Annotated in this window: 22 protein-coding genes; 15 read left to right on the top strand and 7 right to left on the bottom strand. The window is 41.1% G+C overall.

Going from position 1 to position 22,115, the window contains the following annotated elements; genetic code table 11:
* Positions 1-103: 103 nt before the first annotated feature.
* The 4 genes from ACJAZP_RS06925 to ACJAZP_RS06910 all read left to right on the top strand — a co-directional run bounded on the left by ACJAZP_RS06925 (position 104) and on the right by ACJAZP_RS06910 (position 3,788).
* Positions 104-1,084 (top strand): aldo/keto reductase, encoded by a 981-nt coding sequence (locus tag ACJAZP_RS06925; RefSeq protein ID WP_415230012.1) that lies wholly within the window; start codon positions 104-106, stop codon positions 1,082-1,084.
* Between the two features lie 115 nt (positions 1,085-1,199).
* Positions 1,200-2,135 (top strand): aldo/keto reductase, encoded by a 936-nt coding sequence (locus ACJAZP_RS06920; RefSeq protein WP_415230011.1) that lies wholly within the window; start codon positions 1,200-1,202, stop codon positions 2,133-2,135.
* Between the two features lie 17 nt (positions 2,136-2,152).
* On the top strand, positions 2,153-3,136 hold the full coding sequence (locus ACJAZP_RS06915; RefSeq protein WP_415230010.1) for a Gfo/Idh/MocA family protein: 984 nt from the start codon (positions 2,153-2,155) through the stop codon (positions 3,134-3,136).
* A gap of 286 nt (positions 3,137-3,422) precedes the next feature.
* Positions 3,423-3,788, top strand: coding sequence for a hypothetical protein (locus tag ACJAZP_RS06910; RefSeq protein WP_415230009.1), 366 nt, complete (start codon positions 3,423-3,425; stop codon positions 3,786-3,788).
* Between the two features lie 72 nt (positions 3,789-3,860).
* On the opposite strand, the gene ACJAZP_RS06905 is transcribed toward ACJAZP_RS06910, so the two are convergent.
* Complete coding sequence (locus ACJAZP_RS06905) at positions 3,861-5,654, bottom strand: GGDEF domain-containing protein (protein ID WP_415230008.1); 1,794 nt, start codon at positions 5,652-5,654, stop codon at positions 3,861-3,863.
* 484 nt (positions 5,655-6,138) lie between these two features.
* On the opposite strand from ACJAZP_RS06905, the gene ACJAZP_RS06900 reads away from it, so the two are divergent.
* The gene (locus tag ACJAZP_RS06900) at positions 6,139-7,446 is read left to right on the top strand and encodes a sulfurtransferase (protein WP_415230007.1); all 1,308 of its coding nucleotides are present in this window, start codon (positions 6,139-6,141) and stop codon (positions 7,444-7,446) included.
* 187 nt (positions 7,447-7,633) lie between these two features.
* On the top strand, positions 7,634-8,116 hold the full coding sequence (locus ACJAZP_RS06895) for a transcription elongation factor (RefSeq protein WP_415230006.1): 483 nt from the start codon (positions 7,634-7,636) through the stop codon (positions 8,114-8,116).
* 61 nt (positions 8,117-8,177) lie between these two features.
* Here ACJAZP_RS06895 and ACJAZP_RS06890 read toward each other — a convergent pair whose 3' ends face one another.
* Positions 8,178-9,074, bottom strand: coding sequence for an EamA family transporter (locus tag ACJAZP_RS06890; protein WP_415230005.1), 897 nt, complete (start codon positions 9,072-9,074; stop codon positions 8,178-8,180).
* A 101-nt stretch (positions 9,075-9,175) separates the two neighbouring features.
* Here ACJAZP_RS06890 and ACJAZP_RS06885 point away from each other — a divergent pair, with 101 nt between their 5' ends.
* Together ACJAZP_RS06885 and ACJAZP_RS06880 are read left to right on the top strand one after the other, a co-directional pair.
* On the top strand, positions 9,176-10,594 hold the full coding sequence (locus tag ACJAZP_RS06885; protein ID WP_415230004.1) for a PLP-dependent aminotransferase family protein: 1,419 nt from the start codon (positions 9,176-9,178) through the stop codon (positions 10,592-10,594).
* Between the two features lie 299 nt (positions 10,595-10,893).
* Positions 10,894-11,073, top strand: coding sequence for a hypothetical protein (locus ACJAZP_RS06880; protein WP_415230003.1), 180 nt, complete (start codon positions 10,894-10,896; stop codon positions 11,071-11,073).
* A gap of 144 nt (positions 11,074-11,217) precedes the next feature.
* Here ACJAZP_RS06880 and ACJAZP_RS06875 read toward each other — a convergent pair whose 3' ends face one another.
* The 3 genes from ACJAZP_RS06875 to hisC form a co-directional block, all read right to left on the bottom strand.
* Positions 11,218-11,580, bottom strand: a complete 363-nt coding sequence (locus ACJAZP_RS06875) for a PTS transporter subunit EIIB (protein ID WP_415230002.1) — start codon at positions 11,578-11,580, stop codon at positions 11,218-11,220.
* Between the two features lie 730 nt (positions 11,581-12,310).
* Positions 12,311-13,087, bottom strand: coding sequence for an ABC transporter substrate-binding protein (locus tag ACJAZP_RS06870; RefSeq protein ID WP_415230001.1), 777 nt, complete (start codon positions 13,085-13,087; stop codon positions 12,311-12,313).
* 19 nt (positions 13,088-13,106) lie between these two features.
* A complete protein-coding gene (gene hisC / locus ACJAZP_RS06865; RefSeq protein WP_415230000.1) occupies positions 13,107-14,195 on the bottom strand; it encodes a histidinol-phosphate transaminase in 1,089 nt (362 codons plus the stop codon).
* Between the two features lie 207 nt (positions 14,196-14,402).
* Here hisC and ACJAZP_RS06860 point away from each other — a divergent pair, with 207 nt between their 5' ends.
* The 7 genes from ACJAZP_RS06860 to ACJAZP_RS06830 all read left to right on the top strand — a co-directional run bounded on the left by ACJAZP_RS06860 (position 14,403) and on the right by ACJAZP_RS06830 (position 20,185).
* Positions 14,403-15,275, top strand: coding sequence for a LysR substrate-binding domain-containing protein (locus ACJAZP_RS06860; RefSeq protein ID WP_415229999.1), 873 nt, complete (start codon positions 14,403-14,405; stop codon positions 15,273-15,275).
* Positions 15,276-15,657: 382 nt separating this feature from the next.
* A complete protein-coding gene (locus tag ACJAZP_RS06855) occupies positions 15,658-16,431 on the top strand; it encodes an ABC transporter substrate-binding protein (RefSeq protein ID WP_415229998.1) in 774 nt (257 codons plus the stop codon).
* A gap of 169 nt (positions 16,432-16,600) precedes the next feature.
* Positions 16,601-16,840, top strand: coding sequence for a hypothetical protein (locus ACJAZP_RS06850; protein ID WP_415229997.1), 240 nt, complete (start codon positions 16,601-16,603; stop codon positions 16,838-16,840).
* A gap of 75 nt (positions 16,841-16,915) precedes the next feature.
* On the top strand, positions 16,916-17,599 hold the full coding sequence (locus tag ACJAZP_RS06845) for an ABC transporter permease (protein ID WP_415229996.1): 684 nt from the start codon (positions 16,916-16,918) through the stop codon (positions 17,597-17,599).
* Positions 17,599-18,297: an ABC transporter permease gene (locus ACJAZP_RS06840; protein ID WP_415229995.1), complete on the top strand. Its 699-nt coding sequence runs from the start codon at positions 17,599-17,601 to the stop codon at positions 18,295-18,297. Before ACJAZP_RS06845 ends, ACJAZP_RS06840 begins: the two co-directional genes overlap by 1 nt.
* A gap of 28 nt (positions 18,298-18,325) precedes the next feature.
* Positions 18,326-19,099, top strand: a complete 774-nt coding sequence (gene hisP, locus ACJAZP_RS06835; RefSeq protein ID WP_415229994.1) for a histidine ABC transporter ATP-binding protein HisP — start codon at positions 18,326-18,328, stop codon at positions 19,097-19,099.
* Positions 19,100-19,594: 495 nt separating this feature from the next.
* A complete protein-coding gene (locus tag ACJAZP_RS06830) occupies positions 19,595-20,185 on the top strand; it encodes an AAA family ATPase (RefSeq protein ID WP_415229993.1) in 591 nt (196 codons plus the stop codon).
* Positions 20,186-20,227: 42 nt separating this feature from the next.
* Here the strand turns inward: ACJAZP_RS06830 and ACJAZP_RS06825 are convergent, their stop codons facing one another.
* Both ACJAZP_RS06825 and codA read right to left on the bottom strand, forming a co-directional pair.
* Entirely contained in the window at positions 20,228-20,680 is a 453-nt protein-coding gene (locus ACJAZP_RS06825; protein ID WP_415229992.1) for a GNAT family N-acetyltransferase, read from the bottom strand.
* A 144-nt stretch (positions 20,681-20,824) separates the two neighbouring features.
* On the bottom strand, positions 20,825-22,096 hold the full coding sequence (gene codA / locus ACJAZP_RS06820; RefSeq protein WP_415229991.1) for a cytosine deaminase: 1,272 nt from the start codon (positions 22,094-22,096) through the stop codon (positions 20,825-20,827).
* Between the last annotated feature and the right edge of the window lie 19 nt (positions 22,097-22,115).

Genomic DNA, 22,115 nt, shown 5'->3' with positions numbered 1-22,115 from the left:
AAACACTGTGCGATTTATTACAATGGTGCTTAGCAGAGAATGCGATTAGATTGGTGTTAATGTATTGAGGTTATTTCTTGGTCGTAAATAATAGGTGGTAATAATGGAACAACGTAAATTAGGTAAAAGCGGACTATCTGGATCGGTCATTGGCTTGGGCTGTTGGCAGTTAGGAGGCGATTTTGGTCCTGCTGGTGTTGAAAATAGCCAGCAAATTTTAAGTGCGGCAGATAATGAAGGGATCACTTTTTGGGATACAGCCGATGTCTATGGCGGTGGAGAAAGCGAAAAGAAAATAGGTGATTGGCAACAGACGCATCCGCAACCACGCACCATTGTTACTAAGCTTGGTCGTGATGCTTCTCTTTACCCGAATCAATATAGCGCTGAAAATATGCAGCGCAGTATTGAAGGATCACTCGCGCGTTTACAGGTAAATTGTCTCGATTTAGTACAACTGCATTGCATTCCCCCTGCCGTGTTACAAGGTGATGCCGTATGGCAGGCGCTGGAAGATTTTCGCTCACAGGGTTTAATCAAACATTACGGTGCAAGTGTTGAAAATATTAAAGAAGGGTTAATGTGTCTGGATAAGCCGGGTTTAACCTCATTACAGATAATCTTTAACTTGTTCCGTCAAGATGCAGTTGAAAAACTCTTACCACAAGCGGCTGCGGCTGATGTGGGGATTATTGCGCGTTTACCACTGGCCAGCGGTTTATTAAGCGGAAAATTTGCTTTGAACACTGAATTTAGTAAAAGCGATCATCGCAATTACAATAAAGACGGCGCGTTCTTTAATGTTGGCGAAACCTTCTCTGGTTTACCTTATGCTAAAGCCATTGAATTAATCAATAAGCTTAAAGGCTTGCTGCCATCCAATATTCCATTAGCGCAACTGGCGTTACGTTGGCTGGTCGATCAACCACAAGTAACCAGCGTTATTAGCGGCGCAAGCAGCGCGCAGCAAGTTAAGCAAAATGCCAGCGTTGCCGGCATGGCATCTTTATCAAAATCCTTACACGATACATTATCCGATTTCTATTACTCGCAGGTCAGAGAGCACGTTCGTGGTGATATTTAGCCGATTTTTTTATTAGTTAAACGCACAGCTTGTGTTTAAAAAGCCTGTGAAAAATGCAATTAACGTAAATTATACAGGACGTTTAATGGTCCTAAAATAACTAGGTGAGCATTATATGAAACAAAGAAAATATGGAAAAACCGGAAAAAGGGTCTCGCAGTTAGGGTTTGGCGCATGGCAGTTAGGTAATACCAATAAAAATGAATGGGGAGATGTAAATCAAGATCCTATTCGCCTTGTTCATGCAGCCATCGATCAGGGCATTAACTTTTTTGATACCGCGCCTAACTATGGTCAGGGCGCCTCGATGGAATATCTGGGCAAAGCACTGGTAGGTAAACGCGCTGCTGTTGTGGTAAACACTAAGTTCGGGCATAACCCCGAGGGTGAAAATTTTGATCATAAAACCCTGAAAAAGACCGTTGAAAAAACCCTGACTACCTTAAAAACCGATTATATCGATTCCGTGCTGCTGCACAGTCCGGTTATTGAACTGTGTGATGGTGAACATTCGGTTTATAAGGTGTTTGAGGAGTTAGTACAGGAAGGTAAAATACTTGGCTTTGGTGCCTCGCTTGATGATTATCAAAGTATCCATAAACTGGTTACAACAACACCCAGTAATATCGTCATGCCGCTCTATAATATCAATTTTCAAGACAGTGGTGATGCGTTTAAAGAAGCGGCTGAAAAAGACTATGGCATAGTCGTAAAAGTGCCACTCGACTCCGGCTGGTTAACGGGTAAATTTAACGATAAGAGTCGTTTTAATGATATACGCTCGCGCTGGTCTAAACAGGAGATTGAACAGCGTTTTGTGCTGCAGCAGGAACTGCTTAAGATAATCGGCACTGAGATGAGACTTCACGAGGCTGCGCTGTCATTCATTCTCGCTCAACCAGAAGTTTCTACGGTGATCCCCGGAATAAAAAATGAGCAGCAGTTGGCTGATAATATCGCCGCGTCTCAAAAAGTAATGTCCTCGGAACTACAGCAAAAACTTAAAGCGTATTATGAAACCGAGGTTAAATCAGCGCCTTTAGGCTGGTAAATTTTAGGAAGAGACAAATGAACTCACTGAAAAATAGGAATATTCGCTGGGGAATTATTGGCTTAGGTAATATAGCCGATACATTCGCGAGTGATTTATTAACGGTTAAGGGCGCAGAGCTATATGCCGTCGCTTCCAGATGCGAGCAAAAAGCGCAGGACTTTGCGCAAAAACATCACGCCACTAAAGCCTATGCCAGCTATCAAGCCTTAGCCAATGATACAAATATTGATGCTGTTTATATAGCAACCCCCCATTCCGAGCATCAAAAAAATGCACTCTTGTGTTTAGATCAGGGGATCGCGGTGTTATGCGAAAAACCTTTTGCCATGAATGCCGAACAAGTGAATAGCATGATTGCCGTGGCACAAGAAAAAAATGTGCTGTTGATGGAAGCGCTGTGGACCTATTTTCTGCCGCATTATCAGTTTGTATTAAGCGCGTTAAATAACCAAACCTACGGCAAGCTCCTTAAAATAGAAGCAGATTTTGGTTTTATAAAAGAATTTGACGGACAATCTAGGCTTTTTAATAAATCACTCGGCGGGGGCAGTCTTTTAGATATAGGTATTTATCCCATTTTTGCTGCACTTTCGACACTTGGAATGCCCGACTCGATAACAGCCGATGCGACCTTTTTTGATAACGGTGCAGATTCCTCCTGCTCCATGATATTTAACTATAACGATGGCTCGACAGCATTATTAAAATCGACATTATTGGAATCAACACCCGTTGAAGCGGTGTTCTATTGCGAGCGCGGAATAATTAAAATTAACAGCGGTTTTAATAGTCCGTCAACGGTCACGCTAATTAATGGTACAACCCAAGAAAACCTGGATTTTGATTGCAAAACAAACGGCTATGATTATGAAATTAATCACTTTAATGAACTGTTACGCCAACAAAAAACCGAAAGCGATATTATGACCTTTAATTTCAGCCAAAACCTGATAGAAACTTTAGATCGCGTTAGAGAAATTATAGGTTTGAAATATTAATCTTTTTACATAAGAGCAAGGCTAGGCGGCAGGGAGCTTCGAGCCTTTTGCTTTCCTTCCTGCCTTTTGGTCTTTTGGAGATAATGCGGCAAAATTAGCGCTAGGGTAAACGTATACTTAAAAAGCAATAGTGGACATTGGAAAGCGCCAGGCATATAAAACTAAACTCGTTTCGACATTAAATCTTTTTTATGCCATCACCTCTGGTAAGTTAAAGACCGAGTGCAACTGCTCGAATAAATATACGCAATCTGTTTCAGTGACAACGAGTTCTAGGAGAAGAGTTTTGGCAATTAAAGAAAATGATATCGTTAATGTATTAACCAAATTAGAGTGTCGTACTAACTTCAGTATTAAAAAAATAACCGAATATATGCTACCTAAACTAAAAGAAGCATTTTATCTGCACATAGAAAACCAAATGCCGCACATTATTATTCGCCCGGTGTTTGAAGTTTTTGCAGCGGAGTTAGCCGCTATCGAAGGGGTAACTAAAAGAGAAGCCTATTTTCACAGCGCCGAAATGACCCGGTTTCCTAAAAGAGTTAATAAAGGCATCAATGAAATTCATTACGGCATTTCTTTTAAGTTTGAAAACAGCAAAGCAGTCACACTTTTTATAAAAAAATTAATCACAATTGTAGGCGGTTAAGCGAAGCCATGGCGATCTTTAGTGTTGAATTTAAATAATTCAGCAGATGCAACAATCCTGTTTGATTATTAACTATGACATAATTCCATTAGATGTTTTTTTAGGCAATCGATTGGTTGCCGTTTTGCTGTTATAGACGTATAACGAATTGCCGTTTATCTTTTTAGCCATGGATTTTGCTTCTGAAGCGAGCACCGCCACATCGTTATGACTCTTACAAACGGCAGGCGATAAATTGACACAACCTATCGATAAACTCAGCAAAGGATAAAATTGCTTTCCACCGCTACGATCTTCGCCGGTTATTCCACCTCGGCGCTGATCTTCCTGACTATAACAGTGACGAACCCATTGCGAAAAATCACTTAGTATTTTCTCGCATTGGGTTCGCCAATGATCATAAGATAAAATAACAATAAAATCATCCCCGCCAATGTGACCGATAAAATCATCTCTGTCCGTCACAATATTGCGTAAAATATCAGCCACTCCGAGAAGAATTTGGTCTCCTTTTTCATAACCATAATAATCATTGTACGGTTTGAAATGATCTAAATCGATATAGCAGACAGTAAAGGAGGCTTCTTCTCTCAGTCGCTGATCCAAATTTTTACTAATGGGCACATTGCCCGGCAGCAAGCTCAAAGGATTGGCATAGCGGGCATTATTTATTTGCAGATTAGTGATTTCTTTGAGCAGGTCAATAATTGAACCAACACCTTGATACTCGCCTTTTTCTACAATAATAAATTCCAATATTTTATTTCTTCCAACTTGAGCGCTGATTAATATACTGGCTTGTTCAACAGGCAAGTCATTTTCCAATATGAGAACGTTGCGATCAACCAATGAGGCGATGGTCTTTCTGCCTGATAGCTCTCTGCCATAGGCTGAAAAAAATAAATTAGTGAGGTTGTTGCGGTGGATTAAACCAATAGGTTTGTTTTTCTCAAGCACCGGAATACTGTCGAGCTCTGGTGCTTGCTTAAATAATGTAGCGCAAGACTCAATGGTCGTGGATGTACTAATTGCATCAATCGGCTGCAGTAACTCACCCACCATTTTAGATGACACAAGTCTGTTTTTAGATTGTACCGTGAGCCTTCTTTCACTAAATAAGTTGTTATTGATAGACCGGAGAGGCAATGGTTCAGGACGGCTAAAATAATAACCCTGACAGAATTGCAGACCAATTTTTTCTATAAATCGAAACTCATTAACGCTTTCAACTCCTTCTGCAATGACTTTACAACCCAGCTCCTGTGCGATTTTTTTTATAGACAACACAAAATGCTGCTTTACTTTATCGCTATCAATATTACACATAAAATGGCGATCTATTTTTACGAAATCAGGGCGTACTTCATACCAGGTCCGCAAGCCCGAATAACCTGCTCCTAAATCATCCATCGCAATTTCAAAACCCATCTTTTTATAATGTTTTAACGCGTCTCGAATCACTTCATAATTTTCTAAAGGGCTATGTTCGGTTAATTCAATGACCACACGGCTCGGGTCAAGACCGATTTTTTTTAATAACTTTAAGGTTTGACCCGATCGGAAATTAGGCTGAAAAAGTGTCTCAGGACTGGCATTGAGAAATAACTTACCTTTGAGGTCAAGTTTTTTAAATTGAAGAATTGATAATTCCCGGCATAAAAGCTCTAGCTCGACTAATCGGCCTTGGCTTGTAGCCGCCGAAAAGAGGGCAATAGGGGAGTGCAGCTGACTGTTCGACGGACCGCGAATTAAGGCTTCATATCCAAAAATATTTCGTTCAGTATTTTCAATAATAGGCTGAAAAAAAACACTGAGATTTTTATCTTGGATTATCGAATCAAGTGATGAGAAAATTGAATTTGGCATATTTCCTTAAGGAAAAACAGTAGTGATAGAAATTGTCACATAATAATAGTGACTGATTATCCCTGTCTAACCTTAACCGGACATTTTATTTCATTTTTTATAACACTTTGAAATTTAAATGTTTAAGCAGTAAAAACCAGTTAGATGGGGGGCCAATAATGTTAAGGATAATCGTTATTTATGACAAATTCATGACAGTAAGTAATTTAATTTGGAGATATCCAACAACTGTAAGGTGCCTTGTTATAAAAGACTTAGTTATAAAATACTTAGTTATAAAAGGCTTAGTTATAAAAGGCCTACAAAAAGACTTCGCTATAAAATATTAATGTGAAATAACTGCCTTTTAATTTTATCTGTGGCACTTAAGTACAATTTGACTTGCTGATTTTGCCCCTTAAAGTAACATGGGTATTTACACTCGATATTATTTTTCTTCTCTTATCAGACTTGCTGTTTAAGGCTGTTACTATTCGGATTTTTCATGCCACAATTATTTAAGATTCTAGCTCCCGTTATCGCCATGGCTAGCGTGCAAGCCTATGCGCTAACATTTGATAATATCTCCGCGCAATACATAACCGATGGTCAACTGTCGAATAAAATTCAGGTTATTGACTGTCGCTCAAGCAATCAATTTAACGGTTGGCCGGATAAAAATAACGCTTCGGAAGGGCACTTTCCAGGCGCGGTGAATATTGACAGCCAATGGCTGAACCTGCTCGATGATGCGCAATTAAAGCAATTAATTGCCAGCAAGCAACTGCAAAAAAATAAACCGACTTATCTTTATTGTGCGAATGATGCGACACAGTCACTTAGTCTGGCATTGAAAAAACAAGGGTTTAAACAGGTTGATAGCATTGAGCAACCCTTAAACCTGGCAAAGGAAAAGTTAGCTACTTTGCCCAATTTTAAGCAGTTAGTCTCTGCGCAATGGATCAGTGAGCTTATTAATGGCAAGCAACCCGTATATGGGCCGAAAAAAGACTACAAGGTGATTGAAGTACAGTGGGGCCCGGCGCTTAAATATCTTGCCGCTCATATTCCCGGCGCACTTTATTTAAATACCAACGATATTGAAAGCGAGCCATGGTGGAATCGTGTCAGTGATCAACAGATTGCCGAACTACTGGAAAATTTAGGTATTCGTTATGATACAACGGTTATTTTGTATGGCCGTAATAATATGGCGGCAGCGCGTGCGGCTAATATTATGATGTATGCGGGTGTTGATGACGTGCGTCTGCTTAACGGTGGGTGGCGAGCATGGGTTGATGCGGGATTGGAAACCGAGCCGTTCATGAACAGCAATAGTGAAAAGGTTAAATTCGGTAAGAAAATCCCAGCAAATCCACACTATATTATTGATATTCCAGAGGCAAAAGCACTGTTAGCCAAAGATTCGAATCAATATTCGCTGGTCAGTATTCGTTCATGGGATGAATTTACGGGCAAAACCAGTGGGTACGGTTATATCAAACCAAAAGGCCGCATTACGGGGGCTAAATGGGGGCATGCCGGAACAGATTCAAATAATATCGCCGATTTTTCAAATCCCGATGGGACCATGAAAAGCCCGCATGATATTAAACAGCTGTGGCAGAATTGGAATATAAACCAGGATCAGGAAGTTGCATTCTACTGCGGCACAGGCTGGCGGGGATCTGAAGTTTTCTTTTACACTTACGTGATGGGCTGGGAAAATATCAGCGTCTTTGACGGCGGCTGGTATGAGTGGAGCGGGAATAAAAACAACGCAACTGAAACTGGTGAATTACCCATTAAATAAAGTCTTTAATACCAACGGTGCTGAGTCTTGAATTTTTAATTTTCAGGAAAAAGATAAAAGGGCCGTCTGACAAAGTACAGTTACAACGGCCTTAAGGGGCCGTTTTTTTCTGCCGACTTTACTTTAAGGGCATTGCTCTTTAAGCTCTTGCCCTTGTGATGTCCACGGCAGATAAACGATACCCATTATGAATAAAAAACTGATCCATAAACAACTGATTCTTGCGTTACAAGCAACCCATCAAGCTGCCGTTAATGCGGCAAAACGTGCCTATGATACGGCAACCGATAATGAAAATATCGCAGAAAATAAATACGATACTTTGGCAGTAGAAGCCGCATATTTAGCCCAGGGTCAATCGCAGCGGGTAACAGAGTGCGCCAAGGATCTGGCCGCTTTTAAGCAGTTGAATCTCAGCGCCGCATCCTCGACGCCGTCGGTTTGTTTAGGGGCTTTAGTATTGCTGCTTGATATTGACGATAATGAAAAATACATTTTTTACGGCCCGTCGGCGGGTGGTTTAAAAGTGCAGTTTGCAGAACAAGAAATTGTGGTTGTCACCCCCGGCTCGCCACTGGGTACGGCAATCAGTCAGCGCAGCGTGGGCGATGAAGTTAATATCTCTATTCGGAATAAAGTGATCGAGTATGAGATAGCCAAGATTTATTGACTGCGCAAAAAAAACAGAGTAATAGAAACTTAGATTAAAAATATTGCCGTTAATTGCATTTTTATCTGCGCAGTACATTAACTTGCAGACGCAGGGTTGACCACACTTCAGGGCGGATCAAGCCGACCATTAAGCCTGAAATAATCAGTAAACAGGAGATGATTTTAGTACTTCCAACTTGTTCCTGATAAAACAGAGCGGCCCCCAACAAGCCAAATATAGGTACCAGGAGTGTAAGGGGGGCGACCATGGATAATGGGTATTTAGATAAAATTCGATTCCAAATCCAATAGCCTAATAGGGTCACAGGATAAGCCTGAAATAAAACAGAAAAGGCCAGCGAACTATTCCAAGTTTGTAGGGTGTGCTGAAATTGTTGTGCACCACTGTGATAAAAAGCAAGTATATAGAGCGGCAAGAGCGCATAAAGCATAGCCCAAACAGTAAAAGCAAAAACCTCTTTCGTCGCCGCTTTTTTGATGATAATACTGGCAATACTCCAGCATAATGCCGCGAGTAAAATAAGTAACACGCCAGCGAGGCTTACCGTCCCGTCTGTTACCGACAAGCTCAGTGCTAAGCCGCAGATAGCCAGTACACAGCCGCTCATTTTTGCTCTCGACAGGGGCTCGTTAAGGAATAGGTATCCGAGAATAACAGCAATGAATACATTTAACTGCAATAGTACAGATGCCATGCCTGCAGACAGACCCGCATCCATTGACCATGTTGTCATGCCCCACACGCCTATGGTAAAAACCAAACCGTAACTGAGTAAATAAATCCATTTGACATTGGGGCGCTTGACAAAAAATATTGCAGGAACAGTGGCAAATGTAAAACGCAGCGCGGTAACAAGTACCGGATCGGCTTCACCAACACCAAGTTTAATAACAGAAAAATTTAATCCCCAAACGGCCATTATTGATAACGCGATGAGCAAGTCACGGTGATTCATAATATCGCCTTGGTTAAAATAAGTGAGATAAGTATCAAGCAAATGAATTAAGATAACAGATACAATTATTAAATAAAAAAGAAGTACAATTGGAGGCGCGTATGATCTATAAACAACTTTCAGCACAATGGATTTCGAATATTGAAAGTGGAAAAATAGCCGCACACAGCCGTATGCCTTCATTGCGAAATTTTAAAGTGCTGCATAATATCAGCATGACCAGTGCGCTGAATTGCTATCAGCACTTAGAAGCGCTAGGTTGGATAATCGCTAAGCCACAATCGGGATTTTTTGTTTGTCAGCAAGTTAGATCGCAGGCGCAGCCTGAACTTATACATTTTGAAAGCCATATCAGTGAACTCAAGTCAGGGTTAAACGAGCAAAGTTATACGCCGTTTATCAAAACGATTGGCCCATTAGGTTATACGCGGATCGACCCCAGGCAATTACCGCTCGAACAACTGCAGCAAAGTTTTCGCCGCGCGATTAAGCGCCAATCAGCAGACATCAGCTTCTACCCAAATCCGCAAGGCGAAAAAGTATTACGGAACAGTTTATCAGCGCACTTTAAAGGTTATGACTTTCACTTTTCATCTGAACAACTGATCATTTCCAATGGCTGTATGGACGCCATACAAACGGCAATAGAGATCACCACTAATGTGGGAGATGCGGTGGCGATAAGCTCTCCTTGTTACAGTGGGTTATTGGATATGCTCGCTATGCTGTCGCGAAAAGTCATTGAAATCCCCAGTACAGCGCAGGGTATTGATCTGCTGCAGCTTGAAAAACAGATGCAAAATGGCAAGGTCAAAGCGGGTCTGTTTTGTACATCACATATGAATCCGCAGGGGATCTCAATGAGTGCAGCACAAAAGCAGCAACTGGTGATCTTAGCTGAAAAATACCAGATCCCGATCATTGAAGATGATGTGTATCTTGAAATTGCCCACGGAAAAGTGATTCCGTTACCCGCCAAGCATTGGGATAAGCAAGGTTATGTGTTGTGGTGCGGCTCTGTATCGAAGTCATTAGCGGCGGGTTACCGTTTAGGATGGTGTTTACCAGGGCGATATTATGATCAATATCTGGCTAAGCGGCGCTATTGTAATCAAGGTGTTACTTCACCTACTCAGTTGGCTATTGCTGATTTTATCAATAACGGTGAGTATGCCGGCCATTTAAAGAAAATACGCTTTAATCTGCACAATTACAGGTTAGATTACCAACATTATCTGCGTCAGAATTTACCTGTGTCGACTAAAATAAGCGAACCAAGCGGTGGTTTTGTATTGTGGATTCAAATTCCCAATCTTGATTCTGTGCAGCTATTTAAACAAGCGCTAAAATACAATATTGATATTCGTGTGGGTGATCATTTTACTACGCTCGGTCTCTACAAAGATTGTTTCAGAATCAATATTGGTTATCCTTTATTAACAGCTGATGCTTTCGAGAATGAAACGCTAAAGCAGCTTAAAAAGCTAATAGATATCGTAGCCAAAATGACATCAAAATAGACTATACCCATGTTACTTGAAAATGCATTGTCAGGCGCAAGGTCGGAGACCAGAGTAAGACGCAACATGACCTTTCGATCGATTAACTGCGTTAATCCTCTAGCGGTAGATGTAAATGGTTATGCCCTTTTCGATTGGTGCAACGCAGCGCTAGTTTTCGAGCTTGCTGACTTTGTGTCTTGATGTATTATTGTTATATATCAATAGGTTAAAGTGAGGCGTTGGATCTATAACTTATAGCGATATTTTCTGCTGATTTTAGTTTGGCGACATTGTCGCTTTGTCTAGGGGAGTTAGTATTGCTGCGTGATATTGACGATAATGAAAAATACATTTTTTACGGCCCGTCGGCGGGTGGTTTAAAAGTGCAGTTTGCAGAACAAGAAATTGTGGTTGTCACCCCCGGCTCGCCACGGGTACGGCAATCAGTCAGCGCAGCGTGGGCGATGAAGTTAATATCTCTATTCGGAATAAAGTGATCGAGTATGAGATAGCCAAAATTTATTGACTGCGTAAAAACCGTGATTTTGTAATTAAGCTGTTACAGTATTTCGCATATAAAAAAGGCACTGCTTAAAGTGCCTTATCGAAATATTTATCTATGCTACGCTCAGTCTGCTGATTCAGCTCTGTTTTTTAAGCGCTTTCAAAGCATTGGAAATGCCTTCTGCTTGCGGGCCAATGATAACTTGTAAGTTATTTTCGCCTATTTTAACGATTCCCATCGCGCCTAAGCCTCTAAGTTCGGTTTCATTTATTAAACCGAGATCTTTAAGCGTTAAACGTAAACGGGTAAGACAAACATCAATAGCCTCTAAATTATTAATTCCGCCAATAGCAGCAACATATTGAATCGCTAATTGCTCCGCAGCATCACTTACGGGCGCTTTTTTTCCACTGGCTTGCTCATTTTCAAAATCCGGTTTTTCAAGTTCCAGATCTTTTAGCGTCTCACCCATTTTTTGAAACTTATCAACAATACTCATAACTTGCTCTCCTAATAAAATAGTTCAACTTACTTAACAGTCTTACAGATGACTTGGAAGCGAATTTTTACGTTATCAAAAAAATCCAAAGTTACGGTAAAGTTTATTTATCGGCGGCATAGGTTAGATGGTCATATAGTGTTTGATCAACAAGTAAGTTTTCACTCCCGAAAACATTAACACTAGATACACGCAATTCTAACTCTGGTTTTTCAATAATGGTGTCAATCAAATGCTAATATTGACAATTAAAAATATCAAAGGAATCAACTGACTGAGTAATTATTATACAGTACAAAATTAACACTAACAAGACGTGGGTATAGCGTGCTATTGCTGCCTGTCTTGAATTTTGTGTCTTGTCTTTTGTTGATCAGCATCTGCTCAGGTGTAAATTTTCAATATTTTTGACCTTGAACTACAATCAAAACAGACCGTATTTCCACGTAAACTAAATTGATATTGTGATTTCTTATATCCAAGGTTTTCAGGACAATTGTGAATTATTTTTTGCTAAATAATTTGCCTGCAATTAGCCATCTTAGTTGATATCTTTATTAAACTTTTAATATCTCTATCAGAAATAAAGTGATGGATTATGAGATAGCCAAGATTTATTGAATGCGTAAAAACTGATTGCAACGGGAGGTCTAGTAAAATAGTCAATCTGTTGCACAAGTTGCGCGCCTGGTAAGCACAACGGCGCTTAACACGCCGTTGCTTATTCCACTTATTCGCCATAAATATCAAAGCTAAAGTAGTTTGCGGCTATCTTTTCGTAGGTCCCATTTTTACGTATTTCAGCAATCGCAGTATTAAATTTTTCTGTTAATTCTTTATCCTGTTTGCGTAAAGCCAATGCGGTACCTTCACCTACATAGGCTTTATCTGTTACCAACGCGCCTTTTAAGGCAAAATCAGCACCACGTTCTTTCTCCAGGAAGGCTAAAACTAACTGGTCTGAATTACCAAATGCGGCGTCTAAACGGCCATTCACTAAATCCAGGTAAACTTGATCTTGTCCGGTATAACGTTTTACCTCAGCAACATCGCCGTACATTTCGGTCACATAATTATCATGTATAGTACCGAGTTGAACACCAATCACTTTTCCTTTTAAACCCTTTTTATCAATGCTGAAGTCTGCATTTTTTGCTGCAACAAAGCTGGCTGGGGTTTGGTAGTATTTGTTGGTGAAGGATACGCGTTTTTTACGCTCTTCGGTAATACGCATAGATGCCATAATGACGTCAGATTTTCTTGATAGTAATGCCGGGATTAAACCATCCCAGCTTTGAGTTACCCATTCGCATTTGAGCTTAGCTTGCTCACATAAGGCATCAGCAATATCAATGTCAAAACCAACCGGCTTCCCGGTGCTGTCCTTATAGTTAAATGGCGGGTATGTAAAATCAGAAGAGAGGATAACTGTCTTTGACTCTGCTGCCTGTAATGGTGCGATAAAAATTGACGATAAAACAATAGCTGCTATATATAATGATTTCATTTTTAAATCCTTCCCTGGGTTAATTTAAATTTTTAAGTGCATTGAGTGTTTCGATCATACTTTCTTTTGAGCCGATGGTGATGCGCACACAATCATTCAGTACTGCTTCGTGTGCTTGATTTCGTGCAATTATCCCCTGGCTCACGAGATAATCATAAGGGCTTGTTGTTGTGTTAAATTTTATTAATATAAAATTGGTTTCACTGCTATAAATATATTTAATGGTGCTCAATTTTTGTAACTGTAGCCCAAACCAATCCCGTACTTCGATTAAGTCAGTTGTTTGTTTTAACATTGTTTTTAATCCCGCTTCGGAAAGGGCTTTTAAAGCAATTTCAGCGCTTGGATCGGCAATGGGATATGGCGCAACAAGGCGCTTAACATAGGACATGACGCTGACGTTTGCCAGCAAAAATCCACATCGAATAGCCGCAAGACCAAAGGCTTTTGATAAGGTGCGGATCACAATTAAATGCGGATATTTATTCATTAAATGTAATGCACTATTGTGCTTTGAAAACTCGATGTAGGCTTCATCAATAACTACTAAGGTAGAATCTTTACTGGCTTCTAACAGATCTATGATATCAATTTCGTTAATACTGTTTCCCGTTGGATTATTAGGCGAGCATAAAAATAATAGGGTGCTGCTGGGGAGTTGTTCTTTGATCTGCGCAACATCAAGTTGGAAGCTTTCTAATAAGGGGATTTTGCAGGTATTAACTGCAAATGAATCCGCACAGAACTCATACATGCCATAAGTCGGAGGACAAATAATAATCTGATCGTCGCCGGGTTTACAAAAAGTACGCACCAATAAATCAATCGCTTCATCAGCTCCGCGTAAGGTCACTATTTCACAATCCAATTTACCTGTTTTTTGCTCGCAATAGTTAAGATAGGCTTGGGCAGTATCATGGGGTAAAAAATCAGGATAGCGATTGTAGTGGTCATTACTTCCTTTAGATAAATCACCGTATTGATAACAACTTTCAAGTTCATTGGCATTTAGCCATAAATGTCCACTGCCGCCAAGGCGTCGAGCGGACTGATAGGGAATCAGTTTCTGTACTGCTTCGGGTACCAGTTTTGATGCTAAGGATTGCATTAACAAACTTCCAATTTAAAAATAGTTCAAAGAAAAATAATGAATATTTACCCTGTTAAAAGGCATAAATATGCAAATATTTAATTGTCATGGATTTAAACAAATCTTCATTGAAAGATGAAACGAAAAATATGTATACTAGCCATGAGTTTAAGTCATAGCTCGAAAATCTCACTCTATCGCAATGCTAATTAACAAGAGGTAATGATGAATAACCGTTTACCGTCGACAAAGGAGATGCAGGCATTTATTGTTACAGCCGATCATTTAAAGCTCACTTCAGCAGCGCAGGTGTTACATGTGACGCAGGGAGCAGTCAGTCGACAAATCCTATCTCTGGAAGAAAAGTTAAACATACGATTATTTGATCGTAATGCGCGCGGGCTGACGTTAACTGAGAAAGGATTAGATTTTCTGCCTTTAATAAAAAAAGTCATTAATGATCTTCAAAGTGCTGTCGAAAAAGTTTCAAATATTAAGCCCGTGATCAGGCTCAAAATACCCAGTTGTATTACAACTTGGTTACTGCCAAAAATAATGACATTTCAGCAGGCCTATCCTGAAATTTCGGTAGAGCTTACCTCTTCTATTAAACATGACATTAATTTTTCCTCTGAATCATTTGATGCCGCCATTTGTTACTTTACGCAGGTAAAAGACAATACCTTAATAAGCCATTTATTATTTGAAGAGGATTTAACGCCGGTTTGCGCGCCTTCTTTGTTACCTGAAGGTAAAACCCAACTCAGCGTGGACGAAATGAAAAATCTGCCGTGGTTGCATTCAACACCGCACAAGTGTGATTGGGCTTTATGGTTAGCTAATGCAGACAGCGCATCATTAACTTCAAATCATAATCAGCATTTTGCTACTTTAGACCTTGCCGTCAGCGCGGCAAGACAAGGTTTTGGCATTAGTATCGGAGATGTGACTTTAGCGTCATTAGACATGGCATCAGGACGTCTTACCCGGCTTCATTCATTGCAGGTAAAATCAGGTAAGGGATATTATTTAGTCTATCCAAAGGCTGCAAACAACCTCTCATTGCAGACCTTGATCACTTGGTTAGTCGATAACTAAGGTCATAAACCTAAGGTTCACACCATAAAGTTGTTAAAAGACTCTCTAAGTGACTGCTCTAACAAATGGTAATTCCCCCTGAACGGCGCTATCTAATGCACCATAGTGGTTTGATAGCGCATTGCTTTGTACATTTTCTGCTGTGATTACACGGCAGTTGATCTTTTTTGATCAATAATCCCTGCCTGATTTACCGGTGTTATTTATTATTTTTGAATTTAATTTCACCCAATCCCGCTTATTAGTGAATAAAAAGTCATTTTTAGCCGCATTTTACGCAATAGATAAAATCATTTATTTATCTGGCATGTTATGTGCTTTAGATGATCAACATCTTTAGTTATATAACTGATCAGCATCTTTAATTATCAAGGAGTCATAAATGAAAAAAATACTACTTCCGTTCATCATTGCCGCTGTAACGGCATCATCCATGAGTTTTGCCTCTACAACGATTCGACTGGGTGTAGAGCCGGGTTATGCGCCATTTGAAATCAAAAAACCAGATGGTTCGCTGGCAGGCTTTGATATCGATTTGGGTAATGAAATTTGTAAACGCATGGCAGCACAGTGCAGTTGGGTTGAAAGTGACTTTGACGGGCTGATCCCGTCGCTGAAAGCGAAAAAAATAGATGCGATTTTATCTTCCATGTCGATAACACCCGCACGCTTAAAAGAGATTGCCTTCACCCAGAAAATTTACGGTACGCCGGCACGCTTAGTGACCGCAAAAAATGTTGAGTTACAACCTACAGCAGCGTCTCTAGGGGGCAAAAGAATTGGTGTTTTCCAGGGCACAACGGCCAATACTTATGCGCAGGAGAAATGGGCGATAAAAGGTGTTGATGTGGTGACTTACCAAAGCCAGGACCTCGTTTATGCAGATTTGGTGAATGGCCGTTTGGATGGTGCATTTCAAGATGCAGTGGCCGCTGATGCCGGTTTCTTAAAGCGTCCGATTGGTAAAAACTTCCATTTTAGTGGTCCAGAAATCAATAATGAAACCTATTTTGGTGTCGGTGCTGGCATCGGTCTACGTCACGAAGATACTGAATTGAAAGCGAAAATCGATCAGGCCATCAGCTCTATGCTGGCTGACGGTACCTACGCTAAGATCGCCAGCAACTACTTTGACTTTGATATTTACGGCAAGTAACTGACATCAGGCAATTGTTGCTTAGTGCTTAATGGATTTACTAATACTAAATCCATTGATTTTATAATTAGAATAACTAGTTACCGCAATAAACACCGCGCTTTCATGGGTTTTTTCGACGCCTGAATAGATCACCAAATTAATAAAATTGCTATAACGAGGAACCGTCATGATTCGACCAAAACCAAATAAAGATTTTGATCCTCCTACACTCGGTCCATTTCCACCCGCTCAATTTAATTCGGTCAGTGTCAATTTTGGCTGCTCTAAGGTCAATAATGATAGCTCTGTTGCTGCTGGTTCGGGATTCGTTTTGGCTAAAAAGGAGGGCGTATTAAAAGATCAAATCGATCGAGTTATTGATTTAATGATGGCAGACGGGACTTATTATTTGATCGCCGAAGCGTAATTTAATTTTAATATTTGCAGAAAGTAATAATCGCATCTTCTGGTAAGCCGCGATTTGGAAAATAAGGAAATGGCTATGCTTTATGGCTACACAAACTTAATTATTGATGGTGCATTGATGACCATGAATCTGGCGCTGTTGTCTGCCATATTAGCAATGATACTTGGACTGCTTGGGGCTTGTGCTAAAATTTTCGGTTCGAAGATCTCATCGTCACTGGCTGCGCTGTACTCCACTATTATTCGTGGTATTCCTGATTTAGTGCTGATGTTATTAATTTTCTATGGCGTACAAATCGCCTTAAATCAGATAACCGAGGCCTTTAGTTGGCCGCATATCAATATTAATCCATTTGTCACCGGCGTATTGACCATCGGTTTTATTTACGGCGCTTACCTTACGGAGACTTTCCGCGGTGCCTTTCTGGCCGTTCCTAAGGGACAAATTGAGGCGGCGACCGCCTACGGTTTTTCACCATGGCAAGTGTTTCGTTTTGTGCTCTTCCCGCAGATGATGCGTCACGCCTTACCGGGTCTGGAAAATAACTGGCTGGTGATCCTTAAATCGACGGCGCTGGTGTCGATTATCGGTTTAGCCGATGTGGTCAAAGCAACCCAGATGGCGGGCAAAGGAACCTACGAGTTTTTCTTTTTCACTATTATTGCCGGGCTGGTGTATCTGTTTTTTACGACCTTTTCCAATGGTGTTTTTTATTGGCTAGACAAGCAGTTTCAGTTTGACCGTAAGGATGCGCGCTGATGATCGATATTATTAAACAATTTGGCGAAGCGTATTTATGGACCGATGGTTTCCGTTTTACCGGCGTTTCAGTCACTTTAATGCTGCTCATTACCTCCGTCGTTATCGGTTTTGTTATCTCTATCCCGCTGGCGATTGCACGTACCTCGGGGCGTAAACGTTATGTTTATCCGGTCTGGGTCTTCTCCTACCTGTTTCGCGGTACCCCTTTATACGTCCAGTTACTGATTTTTTACTCCGGCGTTTACACTTTAGAATTTGTGCACTCTTCGGATTTTCTTAACTGGTTTTTCCGTAGCGGTTATTACTGCACATTACTTGCTCTGGTGCTTAATACCTGCGCTTATACCTGCGAGATATTTGCCGGGGCGATACGCGAAACCAATAAGGGCGAGATTGAAGCGGCCAGGGCCTATGGGTTTTCCAATTGGAAACTGTACAGCAAAGTCATTCTTCCCTCTGCACTGCGTCGCGCGATACCTTCTTATAGCAACGAAGTTATCCTGATGCTGCATGCAACCTCGCTGGCTTTTACAGCAACGGTTCCGGATCTATTAGCCATCGCTCGAAATGCAAACTCGGCAACCTATCAACCCTTTTATGCATTTGGTCTCGCTGCCATTTTGTATTTAATCATCTCATTTTTTCTTGTCGCTATTTTCAGACGTGCCGAGCAAAAGTGGTTAAAACATTTATAGCCTTTATCACCTTAAACAGGAAATATGCATGGAACAGACAAAACTAGCCGTTACCGGACTGCATAAGCAATACGGAAAGAATGAAGTGATTAAGGGCATCTCTTTGCAGGCAAAAGCAGGGGATGTTATCAGTATTATTGGATCTTCCGGCTCAGGGAAAAGTACTTTTCTGCGCTGCTTAAACTTTCTTGAAAAACCCTCGGAAGGCAACATTTATGTTGGTGGTAAGTTTATCAATATGGTGCGTGATGATGACGGCCAGCTTAGGGTCTATGACAGTAAACAGCTACAGCTGCTAAGAACCAAATTGACCATGGTTTTTCAGCATTTTAATTTGTGGAGTCATATGACGGTGCTGGAGAATGTGATGATCGCCCCGGTTGAAGTACTGGGCCTGGATAAGCAACAGGCAAAACAGCGAGCGATCGCTTATCTGAATAAAGTAGGCATCGATGAACAAGCACAGCAACGTTATCCCTCGCAACTTTCCGGTGGGCAACAACAGCGTGTATCCATTGCCCGCGCACTGGCCATGGAGCCCGAAGTACTGCTCTTTGATGAACCTACTTCGGCACTGGATCCGGAATTGGTCGGCGAAGTACTGAAGATCATGCAGCAGCTCGCTGAGGAGGGTAAAACCATGATAGTGGTGACCCACGAAATGAGCTTTGCCAAAAATGTGTCGAATCATGTGGTATTTTTACATCAGGGGAAAATAGAGGAGCAAGGGGATCCTGAACAAGTGTTTAATCACCCCAAAAGTGAACGTCTGAAACAGTTTTTATCCGGTTCATTGACGTAATACCAAATCTATTAATTTTCTGCTCATTTATGCTGGTTAAAACACATGCTAGATTCGTGATTAATTTGATTCATAACATCCTGTTATTCCCCACTTCGTGGCCAGCTAAAGCTGTTCAAAATCGTTCCATACGATTTTGTATAATTAGAACAACTAGTTACTGCAATTAATGTTTTGCTTTCATGGGTTTTTCCAGCGCCTAAATAGATCACCTAATTAGTGGAATTGGTATAATTCTACATGGCATAATGACCTATCCCTGTTTCTCTGTTATTTGTATTAGGGCAGGGCGCTGCTCAGCCTTTTTATTTTATAAAAAGCAAAACGGTCGCTCAAATTGCGAGCTTGGTGTGCGCAATTAAAACTAAAACCGCTAGGATTAAGACATTATTGCACTAGCTGTATAAATGACTGAGCAGGGACGTGGCCATCAAAATTATAACGGGACTCATTTCAAGAAAATGTTAACCGATGATTGCTAAATAAGGAAGCATAATGAAAAGACTTATTCTTGTCACATCACCGCCTGCGAGTGGTAAAACCTACATATCTAAAAAGTTGGCCAAAGCCCTTAAGCATGTTGTTTACTTGGATAAAGACACGCTTATTGTGCTCTCCCATCAGATTTTTAAGATTGCAAACGCGGAAGTGAACCGCAGCTCTGATTTTTTTGAAGAGCATATTCGCAACTATGAATACGATGCGATTTTAGCGCTGGCCATGGAAGCTTTAGAATATGATGATATTGTCTTGATTAACGCGCCTTTCACGCGGGAAATAAGAGATACGGCTTTTGTTGATAACTTAAAAAAGCAGCTGCTTGAAAAAAATGCTCGACTGACCGTGGTATGGGTTATGACCGATATTGAGGTGGTTAAAGAGCGTATGATTCAAAGGAACTCATCAAGAGATACCTGGAAGTTGGAAAATTGGGATGAGTATATTAAAGACGTTGATTTCTCTATTCCGAAGAGCATTGATAACCTCGATGTTGTTGATGATTTACTGCTGTTTCGTAATTCAAATGAAGACCAGTACCGCCAGTCTATGCAGGAGATACTGGCGGTTTTAGAGGCAAGTCATTAGCTAAAGCTAAAAAGCGGCTGGTGGGATCCAACTACTGTGCCGTTATTTAGTTAAACGCATATCTATATGGGGAATGCCGTCTTCTAAATACATGGCAGAGATAGATTCAAAGCCGTGACCTTGATAAAAAAGCGCTAAGTGCTGCTGCGCGCCGATATCAATACTTTGTCCCGGCCAGAGGTTTTCACACTGCAACAGGGCGTTATCAAGTAATAAATGACCGAGGCCATTGCCGCGCGCGGTTTTTTTGGTGGCGATACGCCCTATGCTGACATTATCATAACTTATGCCCGCCGGGAGCAATCGAGCGCAGGCAATAATTTCTCCGTTGTTTACGCCAAGCAGATGATGGACCTTATCAAGGTTGTCTTTGCCGTCCAGTTCAGGGTACGGACAGTTTTGCTCTACGACAAAAACATCCCCCCTTAACCTTAACAGCTCATAAAGCTGCGTTGTGGAAAGTTTATTAAAAGGAAGTAGCAACCAAGAGATCATTTATTTGTCCTAGACGTTTAATATTACAAAGCAATATTGCAAAAGAATGTAACAAAGCAATATAACAATTATAAAATGACCCGGCATTAACTCTTTTTTAGGGGCGATTTAGACTGCTATAGATAATGCCTCTTTTTAAAAAAATCAGCCCTTAATATTAAACTGCGTACAAGTGATCACTTCGCAAGGTTTACGCGCTAATAATACTTTTCCGTTACGCACCGACAGTAACACTTCACCCTGCTTTTGCAGTACCTCGACATCATTTGCGCCTTCCAGGATAATAAAGTTAGCCGGTTTACCCAGTTCAATGCCGTACTCCTGTTCAACTTGCAGCGTTTTCGCGCCATTGTCAGTAATAAGATCCAGGCAATTTTTTAATTCGCTGTATCCCATCATATGGCAGCTATGGATGCCAGAATCCAACACTCTTAACAATTTACCATTGCCTAAGGTATACCAGGGATCTTGAATGGAGTCTTGACCGAAACACACGGTCAGACCCGCTTCACGCAATTCTTTCACGCGGGTAATGCCGCGCCGTTTAGGGTAAGTATCAAAGCGTCCCTGCAGGTGAATGCTTTCGGTCGGGCAAGATACAAAATTAATTTTTGACATTTTAAGCAAGCGAAACAGTTTGGCGCAATAGGCGTTGTTGTAAGAGTGCATCGCCGTAGTATGACTGGCTGTTACTTTTGCGCCCATATCGGCTTCTAAGGCTGCGGTGGCAAGGACTTCTAAGAAGCGCGCCGCATCATCGTCAATTTCATCACAATGCACATCCACCAACTTGCCAGTCTTTTTGGCCAATTCGATAACCCAGCGCATCGACTCTACGCCGTATTCTCGAGTAAATTCAAAGTGCGGTATGCCACCAATAACATCTGCACCCAGTGATATGGCTTGCTCCATTAGCTCCCGTCCATTGGGGTAAGACCAAATTCCTTCTTGAGGGAAAGCCACTATCTGCAGGTGAACCTGATCTTTGATCTGCTCTTTTATCTCGACCATGGCTTTAAGGGCGATTAACTGCGGATCGGTCACATCAACATGAGTGCGGATATATTGAACGCCGTTAGCGACCAGTAATTCAATGGTTTTAAGGGCTCTGGATTTCACGTCTTCGGCGGTTAACAGTGGCTTACGTTCAGCCCAACGTTCAATACCTTCAAATAAAGTCCCGCTCATATTCCAGTTCGGCTCGCCGGCTGTCAGCGCCGCATCTAAATGAATATGCGGTTCAACAAAAGGGGCGCAGCAAAGGTTGCCGCTGGCATCATAACAGTGAGCATCTGCATCGAGGTGCTCACTTTGTGAATTGATTTGACTGAAAAAGCCGTCTTTAATTTGCAAGCTGAACAGTTGATCGCGGCCACGCAAGCGGGCATTAATAATTTTCTTTACATTATTTTCCATCGTATTTATTTCCCGTAGT

The sequence above is a fragment of the Psychromonas sp. genome, assembly GCF_047632955.1.
GTDB lineage: Bacteria > Pseudomonadota > Gammaproteobacteria > Enterobacterales > Psychromonadaceae > Psychromonas.
Note: the sequence above shows the minus strand (reverse complement) of the source record. Positions and strands in the feature narration are given on the sequence as shown.